The sequence below is a fragment of the Stieleria mannarensis genome (genome assembly GCF_014154935.1).
GTDB classification, from domain to species: Bacteria; Planctomycetota; Planctomycetia; order Pirellulales; family Pirellulaceae; genus Stieleria; species Stieleria mannarensis.
The window spans coordinates 158,388-175,228 of record NZ_JACEHH010000003.1; the positions used below are offsets into that span (position 1 = coordinate 158,388).

General features: G+C 58.8%; 15 protein-coding genes. 7 read left to right on the forward strand and 8 right to left on the reverse strand.

Annotation, left to right across the window (positions count from 1 at the left end; genetic code table 11):
- Nucleotides 1–7: 7 nt before the first annotated feature.
- From H1B37_RS03115 to H1B37_RS03130, 4 genes are all read left to right on the forward strand, one after another.
- Nucleotides 8–388 (forward strand): type IV pilus modification PilV family protein, encoded by a 381-nt coding sequence (locus tag H1B37_RS03115; protein WP_182865154.1) that lies wholly within the window; start codon nt 8–10, stop codon nt 386–388.
- Nucleotides 385–903 carry a prepilin-type N-terminal cleavage/methylation domain-containing protein gene (locus H1B37_RS03120; protein ID WP_182865155.1) on the forward strand — a complete coding sequence of 173 codons (519 nt, stop codon included), beginning with the start codon at nt 385–387 and terminating at the stop codon, nt 901–903. Before H1B37_RS03115 ends, H1B37_RS03120 begins: the two co-directional genes overlap by 4 nt.
- Nucleotides 900–1,277, forward strand: coding sequence for a hypothetical protein (locus H1B37_RS03125; protein ID WP_286177358.1), 378 nt, complete (start codon nt 900–902; stop codon nt 1,275–1,277). The genes H1B37_RS03120 and H1B37_RS03125 overlap by 4 nt, the downstream gene beginning before the upstream one ends.
- A 68-nt stretch (nt 1,278–1,345) precedes the next feature.
- Nucleotides 1,346–2,191, forward strand: coding sequence for a DUF1559 domain-containing protein (locus H1B37_RS03130; protein ID WP_182865156.1), 846 nt, complete (start codon nt 1,346–1,348; stop codon nt 2,189–2,191).
- Between the two features lie 213 nt (nt 2,192–2,404).
- On the opposite strand, the gene H1B37_RS03135 is transcribed toward H1B37_RS03130, so the two are convergent.
- The 5 genes from H1B37_RS03135 to H1B37_RS03155 all read right to left on the reverse strand — a co-directional run bounded on the left by H1B37_RS03135 (nt 2,405) and on the right by H1B37_RS03155 (nt 8,934).
- On the reverse strand, nt 2,405–4,261 hold the full coding sequence (locus H1B37_RS03135) for a HEAT repeat domain-containing protein (RefSeq protein ID WP_182865157.1): 1,857 nt from the start codon (nt 4,259–4,261) through the stop codon (nt 2,405–2,407).
- 103 nt (nt 4,262–4,364) lie between these two features.
- Nucleotides 4,365–5,675 carry a Gfo/Idh/MocA family protein gene (locus tag H1B37_RS03140; protein ID WP_182865158.1) on the reverse strand — a complete coding sequence of 437 codons (1,311 nt, stop codon included), beginning with the start codon at nt 5,673–5,675 and terminating at the stop codon, nt 4,365–4,367.
- A gap of 426 nt (nt 5,676–6,101) precedes the next feature.
- Entirely contained in the window at nt 6,102–7,553 is a 1,452-nt protein-coding gene (gene lnt, locus H1B37_RS03145; RefSeq protein WP_182865159.1) for an apolipoprotein N-acyltransferase, read from the reverse strand.
- A 77-nt stretch (nt 7,554–7,630) separates the two neighbouring features.
- Nucleotides 7,631–7,996 carry a hypothetical protein gene (locus H1B37_RS03150; protein ID WP_182865160.1) on the reverse strand — a complete coding sequence of 122 codons (366 nt, stop codon included), beginning with the start codon at nt 7,994–7,996 and terminating at the stop codon, nt 7,631–7,633.
- 83 nt (nt 7,997–8,079) lie between these two features.
- Nucleotides 8,080–8,934, reverse strand: coding sequence for a DUF1559 family PulG-like putative transporter (locus H1B37_RS03155; protein WP_182865161.1), 855 nt, complete (start codon nt 8,932–8,934; stop codon nt 8,080–8,082).
- 369 nt (nt 8,935–9,303) lie between these two features.
- Between H1B37_RS03155 and H1B37_RS03160 the strand changes: the two genes are divergently transcribed.
- Entirely contained in the window at nt 9,304–9,948 is a 645-nt protein-coding gene (locus H1B37_RS03160) for a helix-turn-helix domain-containing protein (RefSeq protein ID WP_182865162.1), read from the forward strand.
- 28 nt (nt 9,949–9,976) lie between these two features.
- Here the strand turns inward: H1B37_RS03160 and H1B37_RS03165 are convergent, their stop codons facing one another.
- From H1B37_RS03165 to msrA, 3 genes are all read right to left on the reverse strand, one after another.
- A complete protein-coding gene (locus H1B37_RS03165) occupies nt 9,977–11,416 on the reverse strand; it encodes a sulfatase family protein (RefSeq protein ID WP_182865163.1) in 1,440 nt (479 codons plus the stop codon).
- 51 nt (nt 11,417–11,467) lie between these two features.
- Complete coding sequence (locus H1B37_RS03170) at nt 11,468–11,692, reverse strand: hypothetical protein (RefSeq protein WP_182865164.1); 225 nt, start codon at nt 11,690–11,692, stop codon at nt 11,468–11,470.
- 493 nt (nt 11,693–12,185) lie between these two features.
- Entirely contained in the window at nt 12,186–12,695 is a 510-nt protein-coding gene (gene msrA / locus H1B37_RS03175; RefSeq protein WP_182865165.1) for a peptide-methionine (S)-S-oxide reductase MsrA, read from the reverse strand.
- 249 nt (nt 12,696–12,944) lie between these two features.
- Between msrA and H1B37_RS03180 the strand changes: the two genes are divergently transcribed.
- Nucleotides 12,945–15,377 carry a DUF1592 domain-containing protein gene (locus tag H1B37_RS03180; RefSeq protein WP_182865166.1) on the forward strand — a complete coding sequence of 811 codons (2,433 nt, stop codon included), beginning with the start codon at nt 12,945–12,947 and terminating at the stop codon, nt 15,375–15,377.
- Nucleotides 15,378–15,397: 20 nt separating this feature from the next.
- The gene (locus tag H1B37_RS03185; protein WP_182865167.1) at nt 15,398–16,675 is read left to right on the forward strand and encodes a DUF1552 domain-containing protein; all 1,278 of its coding nucleotides are present in this window, start codon (nt 15,398–15,400) and stop codon (nt 16,673–16,675) included.
- Nucleotides 16,676–16,841: the final 166 nt, after the last annotated feature.

Here is a 16,841-nt window from a genome sequence, read left to right on the forward strand (position 1 = left end):
CAGAAAAATGATGCAAAAAAAGTCGAAAGATGATCGAAGACGCCGGCCGGGTTTTCTGCTGTTTGAATTGCTGGTCGCGATGGCGTTTTTGGCAGCCGCGACCACGATCATGCTGCAAATGCATCAGGCGTGCTTGGACTATGATCGGATCTCCGGCGACCGATTGCGTCAACAGTTGAACATTGAGAATCTGGCCGAGCGGTTACGCGATGTTGCCTATGAGGATGTGGATGCATCCGTCACCGATTTGCGAGCCCAGTCACAAGTCGAGATTCTGATCGAATCGTTTAAATCGGATTCACGCAAGGGCGTGCATATGATCTTGAGGGATTCGTCCAACGACCGACCACTGGTCTATCACGTCTGGCGGCTGGAGCCTCGCTCATGACACGCAGACCTCACTTCTCGAATTGTCGTGGCTCGATTCGCCCCCGATGCGATTCGTTCCGTGGCTACACGTTGATCGAATTGTTGCTTGTGCTTGCTCTCACCAGTTCGCTTTTGGGAGGCGTGATCGGGTTGATGACGATCGCGAGGAAGAGCGATGATGCGGCGGAGCGAAACCTGTTTCGTCGTCAGGAGATTCGCCGCTTTGCCGATGACCTACGTCGCGACGTCCGAGCGGCGGCGGAGATTGATTTGGATGCCGATGAACTCGTGCTGGGTGCCGCCTCGTCCGACGTGGTCACGCGGTACCAGATCGAGTCCGGCGCGACCGTGATTCGCCGAATCGACAAGGGCGATGCCAAGCGGTCAGCGATCGACCACTACGAGGTCGGCAATGCTTCAAGGGTGGAGTTCGAGTTGATCGATGGCAACGCTGCGGTCCGCTGTACGGTATCAGATGGCGAAGGGCACGGAGCAGCGATTCAGATCCTTGCAATTAAGAGGCCGACGCCATGAACGCGACGACGGGTTGGCAGGCTTGCACACCATCGCGTGCCGCGCGAACCGGCATGATCGGTTGGATGGTGGTGCTGATCCTGGCACTGTTGGTCGGGACGTTCGCGGTCACCGTGACGCGACGGGCAACGAACGAACGAAATGATCAATTGCACCGCCAGAGGGTCGCGATCTTGGAATCAGCCATCGATGCGTTTCGACAATCGGAACCGGAGGACGGAGAACGCGTCCGACTGCCCCTGGACGACGCCAGTCGATGGGTCATCGTGGAATCCGCGGACGGGACCTCGGCAAAGCGTCAGTACCAGGCAACGATGTACCGCAACGACAGGCCGGGGATTTCAATTCGGCGACCTGTGGAGAGCGATCTGTGACGAGTAATCTTGAAATGAACGGTTCGCAAACACGCCCCCAATCACCCTTTCAACCCTGCGTGAATCCAATGACGTCCATCCGCCGAGCGTTCACCCTGGTCGAGTTGTTGGTTGTCATCGCGATCATCGGAATTCTGGTCGGGTTGGCGGCACCGGCGCTTCAAGCGATGCGTGAATCGTCACGTCGCGCGATTTGCCAATCACGACTGACGCCGATCGGGATGGCGATCCAAAGTTATCACGACCGCTGGCAGCATTTTCCAGTCGGTACGGTGGCGGATTCGGGACCGGTTGCAAGTGAAGCGGAGGGAAACCACCACAACTGGATCGGCCGGCTCTTGGACTTGCTGGACCAACCGGTGATCGCGTCGCAGATCGATCGGTCGGTCAGTGTTTACGCGGCCGCCAATGAGCCGGTCTTGCAACTTGCCTACCCCGGCGTCAAGTGTCCCTCGGCCGGCTGCTACCCGGCCAATGCCGCCAGCTATGTCGGACTGCATCATCCGAGCGAAAAGGCGATCGACGAAACCGACCACGGAGTCTTCGTGTTGAATCTGGCGATCAGCCGCGACGACGTCCCCGATGGCCTGTCCAACACTGCGTTTGTTTCCGAAAAACTGATTTCCGTCGGTGACCTCGGATGGCTCAGTGGAACGCGGGCGACACTGCGCAACGTAGGCGGCGGGATCCAATCCACGGAGGACTTGTTTGGCGAGTTGCCTCCATCGGCGGTCGGATCCATTGGCAGCCGCCACCCCGCCGGCGTTCATGTTTTGTTCGGTTCTGGTGAGATTCGATTCCAGTCCGATCAAACCGACCAACGCGTGTTAGCACAGATGGTCGATCGCCGTGACGGCAGCCTGCCGGTGCAGTTCCAATCGCTGGATCAACAACGCCGCCAGAGTGTTCCGTGAACGCATTCGCGAGGTCGCTCCGCTCGCGCCGGTGTCCAGGCTTTCGCGGCATCTGTCGCGGCATCGCAGCGACGGGGAACGGTCACCCCCGTAGGACATCCCTTCCGGGTTGTCTCCTTTCAGTCCCCGGCTGAACCCGTGGGGTTCACACGACAGCCCGGAAGGGACCGTCGTACCTTTGATTCTGTCCTTGGTGAGAAAGACGATTCTGTTTCAGGATCCACCGCCGGAGATGAATCGGCTGACGTCGACGCCTTTCTTGCGCAGCTGTTGTGCGATTTCCGCTGCCGCGGCGGTTGCGTCCTGCTTCAGTGACGGGATCTGTTTCGTCTGGACCGCTAACTTCAACGCCGCGACGCTGGGGTGCAATTTCAAGACGTCCAGGGCCAACTTTTGCTCGTCGCTTCGGCTGGCTTGGTCGAGGGCCCGTTTGCACATCTCTACACGATCACGTTCCGGCATGTTGAACTTCCGCGCCAGTCCGATGTACCCCCGCAGCGCACGAACCCGATACTTCTCCTCCGGCGCCGTCTCCGCCAAATCCAACAACACCGGGGCGGCGTCCAGGTTGTTCCATTTGCCCAACAAGCGGCTGGCGGCATCTTGCATCTCCGCATCGTTGCTCTTTGCCGACATCGCGAGTGTTTGCAGGGCAGTGGTTCCACCGACGTCGCTGAGGATCTCCAGCAACAAGGTTTTCGTGTTCGCGGGTGCTTGTTGCAGGGCATCGGCCAGTTTGGCTGCACAGGCCTCGCGGTCGGGCATTCGCACACTGGCGGATTTGAGAGCTTGTTGTGCGGTCGCGACATCTTCGGTGTTTTTCGGATCGAGAACCTGGTTGAGCAACAGGTCCAGCTTTTCAAGTGAGACGGTTTCGCCGATCGCGATCAAGGCGGCGTGCCGGACGTCGGAATCGGAATGATCAAGCGCCCGGACCAGCTCCGGCACCGCGTCGATACGTCGGCGTCCGACCAATTCGATCAACAAGGGGTAACGGTCGCTTTCGGCATCGGGCAACAGTGCGACAAGCCGGTCGTCTACGCCATCACTGGGGATCTCCGCCAGCGTGTCGATTGCCGTTTGCGACAACTCGGGGTCTGGCCCGGCCGCGATGTCCAGCAAGACCGACAGCGAGGAAACATCGCCGACACGCTTCAGCGCGTCGATCGCGGACAATCGAACGTGTTTGTCGCCGGTTTGGGCCGCATTCACCACCGCTTCCAACACCACCGTTTCCGGCCGATCGGCCATCGCCTGGACGATCAAGGCGGCCCTCGGCGGCGTCGCGCGGGTGAGTTCGTCGGCCAAAGCCAAATCGACTTCACCGCCGGGGAACTCCCGCGCCGTGAATAAGGCCAATTGAAACAACGTTTTGTCGTCGGAGCGAAACGTCTCCATCAGCAACGCAATGCCATCTTGGCCACGCGAGAGGATTGCGCCTCGGGTGGCTTCGACGATTCGCTGCATTGGTAGATCGGCGCTGCGAATCTGGTCGTAGATCTCTGTCGCCGCCCCCGATTTGTCTTCGGTGTGCAATCGTTCGGCGCACAACAGATAGCCTTCGGCGACCGCATTTCGCACCGCGCCGGACGACGACGCCAAGGCTTGTTGAAGCGACTTTGTGGCGGCCTCGTTGCCGATTCGTCCCAATGCGACCGCGGCGGCCGAGGCGACTTGGGCATCAATGTCTTGTAGCCGTGCCGCTAGAGCCTCAACGGCGCCGGCATCTCGGCGGACGCCGATCGAGTTGATCACGCCGACAAGCAGTCCGCCGTCGAGTGATTGCGTGGCCTGGCGCAGTACTTCGTCGGCTTTCTGACCCGGGATCACTTCCAACGCGATCCGGGCCCAGGAGGAGAGCCGTGGATTGGAAAGAAGTTTGGCCAATTCGCCAACGGCAGCGTCGGAGCCTTCGATCGCCAACTTCTTGCACACCACGGCTTTCTCAGCCTCCGGTGCGTCCGAGCGGAGTACGGCGATGAGTTCCGATTCCGATTCTGCGGCGACGCTGTGAACCGGGATCAGCGTCACAGTGGATAGGATGGCAAACGCCAAAAGAAAACATGTCAATGAGCGAATTCGGGGGAGATGGTTTTGCATGGGAAACGGCCTGGACGTTGGACGGGATGTGAACGGATAGGGCGCAGGCTGGCGAGCCTGAGTCACAAAAGAATCACAGACGCCACGGTTCGCGCAGAGCTTCCGAGCGCATCCGGTTGGCTTGATCGTCATTGACAAACAGGTGTGTCTGGTTGTCGTAGTTGACTTGGCGGTCCAGGTACAACGCGATGTTTGCCGCGTGGCAGGCGATGTGGGCGTTGCACGCCGCGTCAGCATTGCCCTTGGGTTGCCGCCGCATTTTGACGCAGTCCAAAAAATCGCGAACGTGGAAAGTCGCCGGGTAACCGCCGATTTCCGCAACGTCGCGACCGGCCAACAATTCTGGCGAACTGAGTACCATCTTGCCGCTATCGCCCGCTTCCACCCATCCCGATTCGCCTTCGAAACGCACCGGGCACGAGCCCAACGGAATCCAACCCTTTTCGCGGAAGATCAACTCGGTGCCGTTTTCATAGCGAGCAACAAGCTCACCGTCCTTCGGCGGATCGTATTGAACCGGCGGCGGGCAATCACCGACGGCCCACTGGCAGAGGTCGACACAGTGCGATCCCCATTCCAACACGCCGCCGCCGGAGAACGCTCCGACAAACCCGCCGCCTTTTTCGAAGTTGAAACCGTCCAACAGCTTGGCATTGAAGGGACGCCAAGCTGCCGGTCCCAAGTACATGTCCCAGTCAACGATCTCCGGATCGGGTTCCGGTTCCGGCCCCAACCACTCGCTCATCAAGGCTCGCATGCCCATCGGGTGCGCATAGACCTTCGTCAGCTTGCCGAGTTTCCCGGTTCGAGCCAACTCACAGGCGAACGCGAAGTGCGGCAGATTTCGGCGTTGCGTCCCGGCCTGGAACACCCGCGCGGTGCGTCGCATCGTTTCGGCCAGAATCAGACTTTGTGCGATGTTCTTGGTCACCGGTTTTTCGCAATACATGTCCTTGCCCGCTTTGGCAGCCATCATCGCCGCGGTGGCGTGCCAGTTCGGACCGGTCGCAATCAGTACCGCATCGATATCGCTGCGATCGAGCAACTCACGAAAGTCCCTGTGGGTGTCGCAGTTCTGGTTGCCGTAATGATTATCGACGATCTTTTTAACTTCGTCGCGGCGTTTTTGCTTGATGTCACAGACCGCGATGAATTGGACATCCTTCTGCGGCAGGAAACAACTTAGGTCGTAACCACCGCGACGTCCAATCCCGATGCCGCCCATCACGACACGTTCGCTGGGCGGAACGGCACCGTCCAAACCGAGGGCGGAACCGGGAATGATGGTCGGCGCCGCGATGGCTGCACCGGCGCTGGCGACCGCAGATTTCAAGAAACGCCGACGTGGCGCCGTGGCGGAGGAAGGGTTTGTTGGACGCGTCATAACCTAACTACCTGAATGTGTGGGGCCCCGGGGGAACGAGACAACTCGTCACGCGGAAACATGATTTCCCGTGTCGTTAGGATATCCGTGTCGGATCGTGCATTCTACGGACGGAGGCGATTTGGCTTCGCAATCAAGAGGCTTTTTCTGATCGCGTCGCAGGACCGTGCGGGAGTCGCGCGCGATGCCGTGCACTATCGCGCAGCGGGACGCAGTTGCAGTCCCATGGGCGTTCGCGATCCACTCCGAACGGCAACGTTTTGGGGAAACGCAGTCCGCCGCGGGCGTAGCCTTGTCCGTCAACGTCAACGTCTCCGTCACCATCGCTATCGGGCGCGGGATCGAATCCCAGGTCACCTTCAGACTTCAAGAACGACAATCCGAATGTTGCGGCGAGACGGAAATACGAGTCGCTCGGTACATCGTTCACTCGATGAGCAGAGGGATGTTCGCAACCAGAACCGCTTCGACACCACTGGGCAGTCGCTGAACCACTCGCCCGGTCGGATCGATCACGCAGCTGATCCCGGTCGACGCGCAGCGGAGGAACCAGGTTCGGTTTTCAACGGCCCTCAAGCGCGCCAGCCGTAAGTGCTGTTCCAATGTGACCTCACTGGGGAACGCCGACGCATTGATCAAACCGATCAACACATTCGCACCGCAGCGGACGTTCGTTGCCGCAACCGCCGTGTCGATATCTTCGTAGCAAACCGTCACGCCGATCTTAATTCCGCCCGGCAGGGTCAATGGAGTGAAGTCGTCACCGGGAACCAGATCCGCGTCGACGGCCAACCAATCACGGATCCACGGCACCAGATGCTCCATCGGCACGTACTCTCCGATCGGCATCAGCGTGCGTTTGGATGTTCGTCCAACGATTCGTTTGTCGGCATCAATCAGGAACGCACTATTGCGATAGGGTCCGCGGTCTCGTCCCCCTTCGTCATACGTCTTTGCCCCGGCCAACAGGTGCGCGGGATTGTTCGCATAGGGATCCAGCGCCGGATTCGGTGCTTCGGAAAGCTCGGTGGTACGTTGTTCATCTCCAAAATCCTGCAGCGACGAGTGATAGATGCCGAGTGCCGATTCCGGCCAGACGTACAAATCAACCGGACCGCGAACCGAATCGGACAATTCTCTTAATCTTTCGACCGCATCAACCTTGGTCGGGTCGACTTGAATGATCGCGACGCGAAAATGAGGTGAACCACGCTGAGATTCCGCAACACGGTTATCACGCAGTGCCCCCCAAAAGAGTCCGACAACGAGGATGACGCCGAACACCGACAAGGGGAAACGGTGGGGCGGCGCGACAACAAAGGCCGAACGCAAGGGCCACAAGCGTGTCGACCAGGACGCCAACAGCACACTTCCGGTCATAGCCCAGGTGGCGATCAACGGCGTGCCGCCGAGTTCTGCCAATTGAATGACCGGTGGCAAATCCAAATACGTGTGCGCGATCGACCAGGGAAACACCCGAGGCCAGTACGCTTCCATCGCCACCCATATCGGCACGGTCCAAAAAACGTTTGTACGACCGAGACGCCATAGGATCGAAACGGAGAGGCCGAAGATGGCAACCGGGATCGCTTCCCAAACCAAAAAGGCCAGGAATCCGGCGCATGATCCGATCAAACCCAGGTTGGTCGTTTCATAGATCGTTCGCGGCACCCAGTGGAATGCGATCAGCAACTGAGTCACCCCACAAAGCAAGCTGATCCGCGCGGCCGAGCGGGCGGGGCGTGCAATCGCCATACGAGTTAGGATGGTCCAGCCGAGCGTGTTCAGGAGCCCGGTATGCGGCAGCAACCAGGCGGCCCCCATCAGCAACGCTGGCAACAGGATCAACAAAGGCGATGCGATCAATGAACTGGTCATGGTTGCGGACAAAAAAGAAGTCCGCGAGACGGCGTTGGATGCCGCCCCGCGAACTTCACGACGCTGGGGTTGGACAACTAGAGGTTGATCTGCGTTCGTTTGCCTTTGGCGACCGACACGTTCTTTACGGTGAACGACGACACGTCAACGCTAGTGGTTTCGGGGTCGACCAACGCCGTCGCAACGGTATGTGATCCGGTTCTCAGGTTTTTGAATTCGGTCGATTCGCCTGGGTTGAGGATCTTTCCACCACGGGCGGTGAATTCGCTGGCGTTGGTGGCCGCTTTCAACGAATCACTCGGGTTGACCGCGACCAATCCGATCTTTGTGGACGACGTGTTGGTAACCCGGATCGACCCGTTCGACTTGCTGCCCCCGCCCGCTTCGGCGACGGAACCCAGGGCAACCATCAAAGCCATCGACAGAACAACATGCTTAAACATTGAGTGTTTACTCCATTTGAGACAAAGGGGAACGAAGACTGACACAGCGGAGCAGAGGATAGATTTACTTGATGTATCTCCTTTCAATCGTGTGATTCAATCGCAGGCGTGATTTCGCGACCGTTGCGTGAACACAATGCACCGATCAGCGATGGATCCGTGGATTCGGTCAAAAAGTGCACTGAACCATCCGCAAAAGCGATTTGTGCCCCCGCGGGATGCAGACTGAAAATCTCGCCACTGCCGTCGACATTGATGCCGCCGTTGTCATGTGAAATGGCACTGCGGCCATCGGCCCAAAGACCGTGTTCGGCGGGCAACCGATCGACGACCTCGGCGATCATCAGCGTTTGACTGGTGCCGTCGACAATTTCCGTCAACGTCACCGCCGAGCGGCGTTGCTGAGACGACCCGATCAAAACGCCGTTGTTGATGTCCAACCCGACCAGCGACCGGCTACTCGCAAGTGCACTGCCCATCACACCGGCATAGTCGGTGTCGCCGGGGAAATCATTGACGGACGTGGGACAGCGAAACACAGGCAGCACGGTTGAGGAGAGTTGCAGGTTGCGGGCGGGATCATTCCAAGCAACCTTGCGGTTCCATCGCCCGGCGATCTCGGGCTGTTCCAATTGCCCCAGCACCGCAGCGGCCCACGACTGATTCCTGCCGCCCCCGCGATCGTTGCCGAACGGAAGTCTGCCGAACTGGTCATGAAATTGGTGCAGCGCGAGTGACTGTTGACGCAATTGGTTTGCACAGCTGACGCGACGCGATTGCTCCCGAGCGCCTTGGACGCCTGATGATAGCAACGAAACCAGAATTCCCATGATACTGATGACAACCAGCAATTCGATCAACGTGAACGCGCGGTGGATCGGCTGGGTGGTCCGCTTGCCGGCATTCCGCGCAATCGATTGACCGTCATTGATGGGCATTGTGTTGATCTCAGTTCGATGGTCCGTTTCGAAACCTCGTTTGAATGCGATGATCCTATCGTTCGTTGAGTGGCATCCAAGGGCCAGATTAGGAACGACGGCGGAACGGATTGCGCGACGCCAGCGTGTTCAGCAATGAATGACACCGTCATGAGTGTTGGTGTCCAAGCTTTAGCCGCTATCGGTCGCTGCACCTCAGCGACGGGGAATCGCCTTAAGGCTAAACACCAACGGTTGCGGAGTCGGTTGCAGTTCTTCGAGCTCCCTCTCTTGTCGATCCATGCAACCGCTCGGATAATCCGCGACGGGGCTGACTGTGGTATGCGAGCGAAATCTCTATCGGTTTCACCAATGGCATAGGCGACCGTCATGACTTTGCTAGATCACACCTCTTACCGTATCCGTCCCAATCGCTTGCGAAGCATTCGCCACGGGATCGGATTGAGTCAAACGCAACTCGCCGCGGCAGCAGGCTACTCGTCACGCTTGATTCGCAAGGCCGAATCGGTCGGGCGACTTTCCGGGGCGGCGGTGAAGGACATCGTCCAGGCGCTTCGCGAACGCGGTGCCGATGTCGACTTGGACGATCTGCTGTTTGACGAGTTGTTGACCGCGAAGCGATTCATGGAATGCTTCCAGCAATACGGTGCGGCCTGCCCGGATCATTGCCGCGATCTTTTTGCCGACGCCTTTACCTTTCGCTCCGCCGGCAATTTTGGCCATCCGCTGTTTGTGCCCGACTGCGACATCGAGGGACTTCACTTGTGGTTCAATCGCATCTTCTCGCTACTCCACCGCGACTCAACCCGTGAAATGTCGCCCCGCTACTTGGTCGGCGACCATGCGATCACGGCGCGAGTGGATCTGATCCTGATCCGTGGTGGCCAGATAAGCCTGCGAACGTGGATGAATTTCCATTTCGACATCCGACACGGATTGATCCACCGGCTGGAAATCGAATACGACACACAGGCCGTGTTGGAGTTCGCCCTTGCAGCTGAGGCGCCAGCGTAGCGGGAGTCGCCAAGGCTTTCGGCAGCGGTCAATCATTCGGGTCAATCAGGTTGATCCAATCCGGATAAACCGGTCGAATTTCCGTGTCTCGCTTGCCCGGCCCGGTCGGTGCCGGCGGGCATCGCTCAATCACTTCGGTCAGCCGTTGCCGAGTCTGCATCGCCTGGGAATCGAGCCCTTGATCGGCCAGGTCATTCGATTCCCGTAGATCGACGGGTACGTTGTAAAAACGTCCGTCGCGGTAAAGTTTAAACTCCTGGTTGCGGACAAACTGGCCCGGAGTCTTGTTCCAATAGGGTTGATAGTGGCACAACACCCATTGCCTGGGGTTCCCCGTTTCGCCCCGCAACTGTGGCAGAAAACTGCGGCCGTCGATCGGATCATCCGCGCCGAGGGTTTGACCGGACGCGGCGGCCAGGGTGGGGAACAGATCGGTGAACTCGATCAGGTCGTCGAGCACCGTTCCCGGCGGTGTCGTGCCTTTCCAAGACGCGACCATCGGCACGTGCGTCCCCATGTCGGTCATGCCTCCCTTTCCTCCCCGGATCATTTGACCGTTCCAACGCGAACTGATCGACGTGTTGGTCCCGTTGTCGGCGGTGAAGATGACGATCGTGTTTTCCAACTGGTCGAGTTGGCGGACCTTGGCGACAATTCGGCCGACGATTTTGTCCATGTAGTGGACCATCGCGACGAAGTTTTCCTTCCGCTGTGCCTTGTTCTTAGGAGCTTTGTTGGCGGATTGGTCGCGCGGTGCATCGCCGATGGTGTCCGGAGTTTGGACGAACGGGTCGTGCACCAACATCATCGGGTAGTAGACAAAAAACGGATCGTGTTGATTTCGCTGCATGAAGTCACAGATGAAATCGCACAGCAGATCCGGCCCGTACTTTCCACGGTTGTCCTGGACGGTTTGCATCCGGCCGTTGCGTTCCAGTGGCGGGCTCCAAAACCGTTCGCCGCCACCCTCTTTGATCTGCTTTCCCGTCGTGACCTGCCACAAGTACGACTCGTCGAACCCGGCTTGTTGCGGACGCGTCGAGTCGTCGTGACCGGGCAACTGGTTGTACAGTCCGTTGAGTTGCCATTTTCCGGCGATCGCGGTCTTGTAGCCGGCCGCCTGCATCAAATGTCCGAACGTCTTTTCCTTGGGATCCAGGTAGCCGAAGTGGGTGTAGTTGCGAAAGTTGTACTTGCCGGTCATCAATTTGACGCGACTGGGAGTGCAGATCGGCGTCGAGTAGCAATGGGTGAACCGCACTCCATCGGCCGCCAGGGCATCGATGTGCGGCGTCGAGTAGTCTTCGGCGCCGTAGCAGCTGAACGCTTCCCAACTGACATCGTCGGCCATGATCAGGATCACGTTCGGCTTGTCGCCGATCTCCCTCGCCAACGCAGTTCGCGCCGTACCGGAGTTCAAAAACCCGATCAAGCACAGAATGCCGACGGCGTTGACGATCAATTTCATAACAGGTTTTCAGCTAAAATCGAGCGTGAGTAAAGAGACGTCTCAAGCACCCTAACTTAGCCGGCTACCGCTGTAACGGCCATCGCCACTGGTCGCCAACAGCAGTTCGGCACGATCCATCAGCTCCGATTCGTCAGTCTGGTTGCCCGTCGGGGCGGTCGCTCGAAAATCGGCATGGCAATGCCCACACGTGATTTCCTTTCCAAAGCATTGGATCGGGATCAGAGTCTTGCGGCCGCAAATCGGACACGTTTTGCAAAATTTCAATTGGGTCATGCCATCACTCCGTTGTTTCATTCGTTCAAACCACGACACGCTGCGTCAAGCTGATCATTTGCACGAGCTGTCCCATCTGGAACCCCACGCAAATGTGTCATTGCCAAAGTGAACACGCCAACGTTGTTGATCGAAACGGTGGACACGTTCGCTACGGCCGATTGCTGAACTCTCCAGGGACCATGATGTCCCGAGGTGCCCGAGGAATCGGGCGCAAGAATCGTTCTTTGATAAGAGAGGTCCGCGATTGGTCGCCAATCGCGATGGGCACGATTCTAGGTGATGCTCGCCCCCCGTCAACTGAAGAGACTTTCACTATCGCCGGATTTCGCAACCGTTCATCGGATCCTCACCGATTTGCAATCAAGCCATCGCCGAGCCACGCAGTCGCGGAAGCCGCCAAGGCTTTCGGCGCCCCCAAAGCGGCTTTTTAGCTGGGGAGCGAAACTCTTGGCGAATTCCGCTACGTGGCCCCTGTCATCAGACGCAAGCCTCACGAACTCGCTTGCGTTTTTTCGGGCAACACCCACTCCGGCCGAATGAAATGACAGGTGTACCCACCGGGATGTCGTACCAAGTAATCCTGGTGCTCGGGTTCGGCTTCCCAGAAATCCCCAGCCGGTTCGACTTCGGTGACCACCTTGCCCGGCCACAACCCCGACGCGTCGACTTCGGCGATGGTTTCTTCGGCGATGCGTTTCTGATCGTCGTCGGTGTAATAGATTGCCGACCGGTACGACATGCCGCGGTCATTGCCTTGTCGGTTCAAGGTCGTCGGATCATGCACCCGAAAGAAAAATTCCAACAGTTTCCGAAAGCTCGTTCGGGCCGGGTCGAACATCACCTCAATCGCTTCGGCATGGGTGCCGTGGTTGCGGTAGGTCGCATGGTCCACGTCGCCACCGGTGTAACCGACTCGGGTGGACGTGACACCGGGTTGCTTGCGAAACAGGTCTTCCATTCCCCAGAAACATCCGCCCGCTAAAACGGCTCGTTCAGTCATTGTTACGGCTCCCCAAAATCAATGCATGCGTGATTGCGGTGGTCGGGCACAGCGTGGTCAGTCCCGCACCCGATTTTAGTATACCGGGGCGGAGAGCCCTCGATGGACGTCGCTCTGCTCCCCAGAGTGCGGATTCTCCAGCGGACCACCTTCTCGCGAAGGTAGCTACGTCTGGGGGAGCAACGTCTGGGTGCCGAATCATGACGATTTGGCCATTGGACAATTGTCCCAAGCTGCTAAAATGGGGGTATGAACACTCCCGCCTCCTCGTGCGCCCGCACGGGTTTGCTGCGGACATCGGTGCTGTTCGCACTGGTTTTTGCAGTCGCTTCTAACCTGAACGCCGCCGAAAACGCTTCTTCCGCGGACCCTCAGCGCGCCACGCGTACGGAATTCGTGCAGCAATTCTGTATCGACTGCCATGACCAATACACTCAAGAAGGCGACTTGAATCTGGAGGATCTGACGTTTGATCCTTCCGACGCCTCCAATCGTCGCCGGTGGGTGGCGATCTTCGACCGTGTCCGATCGGGCGAAATGCCGCCCGAGGAGGGTGAACGTCCCGATCAAGCGGCGCTCGAGGACTTCCTGGCGTCGATCGATGCACCGCTGGTCGACGTGCTGCGCCAGGAGACTCAAACCCTCGGTCGCGTCCGCTCGCGTCGATTGAACCGGACCGAATACGAAAACACGATGCACGATTTGCTGGGCATCGACATTCCGCTGCGAGACTTCTTGCCCGAGGACACCTATCACGACGGTTTTGCGACCGTCGCCCGAGCGCAACAGATTTCGCATCATCTGCTGGAAAAGTATCTCGATGCGGCCGACGCGGCTCTGGAGGAAGCGTTTGGTCGCGCCCTCGACGGCCAACGCAAACCGTTTTCGCATACCTACAGCAGTGCCGAACTGGGACGAAAGGTCGGACAACGCGACCCCTGGCACGTCGGCGACAAAACGATCGCGTGGTCAGCGACCCAAGTGTATCACGGCCGCGTGCCGGAAACGGAGGTGAAGCGGACCGGTTGGTATCGGATCACGTTGCACGACGCCCACGCCGTCAACGTCAAATCGGAGCAGGGTAAACTGGAGCAGGGTCAGCCGGCACCGGGGATCTGGTGCACCGTGCGCACCGGAGTTTGTTTCGCCAATGCGCCGATGATGTATCTGGCCGGGATCTTTCGCGCCGACACTACCCCACGTGACGTGAGTTTTGATGCCTGGATTCGCAAGGGACATCTGATCGAAGCCCGGCCGACCGATCACACGATTGAGCGTGTGCGGGGAACGAAACTGAATAATTACCGCGGATCGACCCGGGACAAACGTCCGATGCCGAAAGCCCCCGGACTGGCCTACACGTCGATCACGATGCAATCGATCCACAAGGCGCCGCCGGCGGATGCCGTCGCGCGAATCCTGTTCGGCAAGTTCGATGTCAGCGACGACATGACGCGTGACGAACTCGCGCGTGTGGTCAGGCGATTTGCAACGCGTGCTTTTCGTCGCCCGCTGACCGACGACCAGTGGGCGCCTTACCTGTCGTTGGTCGACGAAGACTTAGACGCGGGGATCGGCCCACGCGAAACGTTGCTACGCGCCTATCGCACAATCCTTTGTTCGCCGCGTTTTTTGTACTTCAACGAAACGCCCGGTGGACTGGATGACCACGCCATCGCAACGCGGCTAAGCTATTTCCTGTGGTCGACGATGCCCGACGAGACATTGCGGGCGGCGGCCCGGGCCGGTGAGTTGACCGATTCGACGACGCGACGACGACACGTCCAGCAGATGCTGGACGATCCACGCACCGAGCGATTGATTGATGCACTGGCCGACCAGTGGCTGAATCTCCGCGAGATCGATTTCACCACGCCCGACGCGGGGCTGTATCCGGAATTCGACGAGACGCTGCAGCAGTCGATGGTCGATGAGACCCACGCCTTCCTTGCCAAATTGATTCGTGACGACTTGCCGGCCGCCAACCTGATCGATTCCGATTTCGCGATGCTGAACGAGCGGCTGGCGAAACATTACGGCATCCCCGACGTCCATCACGAACAAATCAAAGCGGTCTCATTGCCGCCCGACTCTCACCGCGGTGGCCTGATCACACAAGGCTCGATCTTGAAAGTCACCGCCAATGGCACGACGACCTCACCGGTAATCCGAGGCGCGTTCATCAACGAACGAATCCTGGGAGTGGAAATCCCACCGCCGCCGGATAATGTGCCGGCGATCGAACCGGACATTCGTGGTGCTGTTTCGATCCGCGACCAGCTCGAAAAACACAGCAACCAAACCTCGTGCGCGGCCTGCCATATCAAGATCGACCCGCCGGGGTTCGCGCTGGAAAACTATGATGTGACCGGCGGCTGGCGGACTCGGTATCGCAATTCGCGAAACAAAAAGTCCGGGCTGCCGGTCGACCCGCACCATCAAACCGCCGATGGGGAAGCGTTCCAGGACATTGAACAATTCAAGCAGATTATTCTGCGTGATCCGGCACAGATCGCTCGGAATTTCACCCACCAATTGACGACGTATTCGACAGGCGCCCCGGTCAGTTTCAGTGATCGCATCGTGGTCGAAGAAATCCTAGAACAAACTCGCCCAAATCAATACGGCATCCGCTCGTTGATTCACGCCGTCGTCGACAGCCCGCTGTTTCTACACAAGTAGCCTTTGCGCAGGACCAGATCATGAAGTTTACCAACACCAAGCTCGATCGACGCACGGTTCTGCGAGGTTCCGGGCTGGCCGTCGGACTGCCGTTCTTGGACGCGATGGTCCCCGCGGTCGCCAAGGCATCGGAAACGGAAGCCCCACGGCGGTTTGTCAGTTTCAGCCTGGGACTCGGTTTGCACGGTCCCAATTTGTTTCCGTCCGAATCGGGTTTCGATTACACGCCGTCACCTTACTTGGCCGAATTCACCGATCTGTTGCCTGACCTGACGGTTTGTTCGGGTGTCTCTCACCCACAGGTCGCCGGCGGTCACCGCGCCGAAGGCACGATTCTGACGGCGGCCCCGCTTAGCCGAACGGATGCGAATTTCCGCAACTCGATTTCGCTGGATCAATTGATGGCCAAACATCTTGGCAATCACACCCGATTCCCGTCGTTGGTGCTGAACGCCTCGGGCGACAATTCCAGCCCGTCGTACACCGAGAACGGCGCGATGATTCCGCCGGAGATGTCGCCGTTGCGATTGTTCGAACAGTTGTTTGTCCCCGATCCGCCAAAAACGCGTCAACAGAACGCAGAACGGATGCGACACGGCCGCCGCGTGATGGATCTGGTCGCCGACGAAGCCAAGGCATTGCAACGGACATTGGGAGCCGGAGACCGCGACAAGCTGGACAGCTACTTCACCGCCGTCAATGAACTCGAACAGCGACTGGCGGCCAACCAGGACTGGATCAACCGCCCCAAGCCCAAGGTCAGTAAACCCGAATCACTGGCTCAGTCGGTTTCCGACGGGATTGAAAAACAGCGCGCAATGTTTGACGTGATGGCGCTCGCGCTGCAAACCGATTCGACCCGCTTCATCACGCTGCATCTGGGCAACGGCGGCAAGGTCGAACTGGACGGCGTCACCGAGGCGCACCACGCACTCAGCCACCACGGCCAGGACGAAGAAAAGCTGCGTCAGTTGGCGATCCTGGAAAAAGCGTTGCTCGCCGAATGGGCCGACTTTGTGCGAAAACTAAGAACCGTGCAGGAGTCCTCCGGATCGCTGTTGGACCAGACGATGGTGTTGTTGACGTCCAACTTGGGCAACGCGTCCAGCCACGACAACAAGAACATGCCCGTGTTGTTTGCCGGCGGCGGATTCAAACACGGCCAGCACCTGGCGTTTGACGCCAAGAACAACTATCCCCTGCCCAACCTGTACCTGTCCGCGTTGCACCGCCTGGGGCTGCACCGGGACCACTTCGCGACCAGCACCAGCACGATGACCGGGTTGGAATTGAGCTGAAGCCGCTTCTGAGTGCTCGCGATCAAAAACTGAGCCGTCGGCGCTAGCCTCGGGCCTTACAAGTCTCGAAGGAGGGCAAGGCAAGACCCGCGGCTTGCGCCGTCGGCTCATCGAGTAGGTGGCATTGGGCTCGCGTCCTACGGCCGAAAGTACCAAAATCATGTCC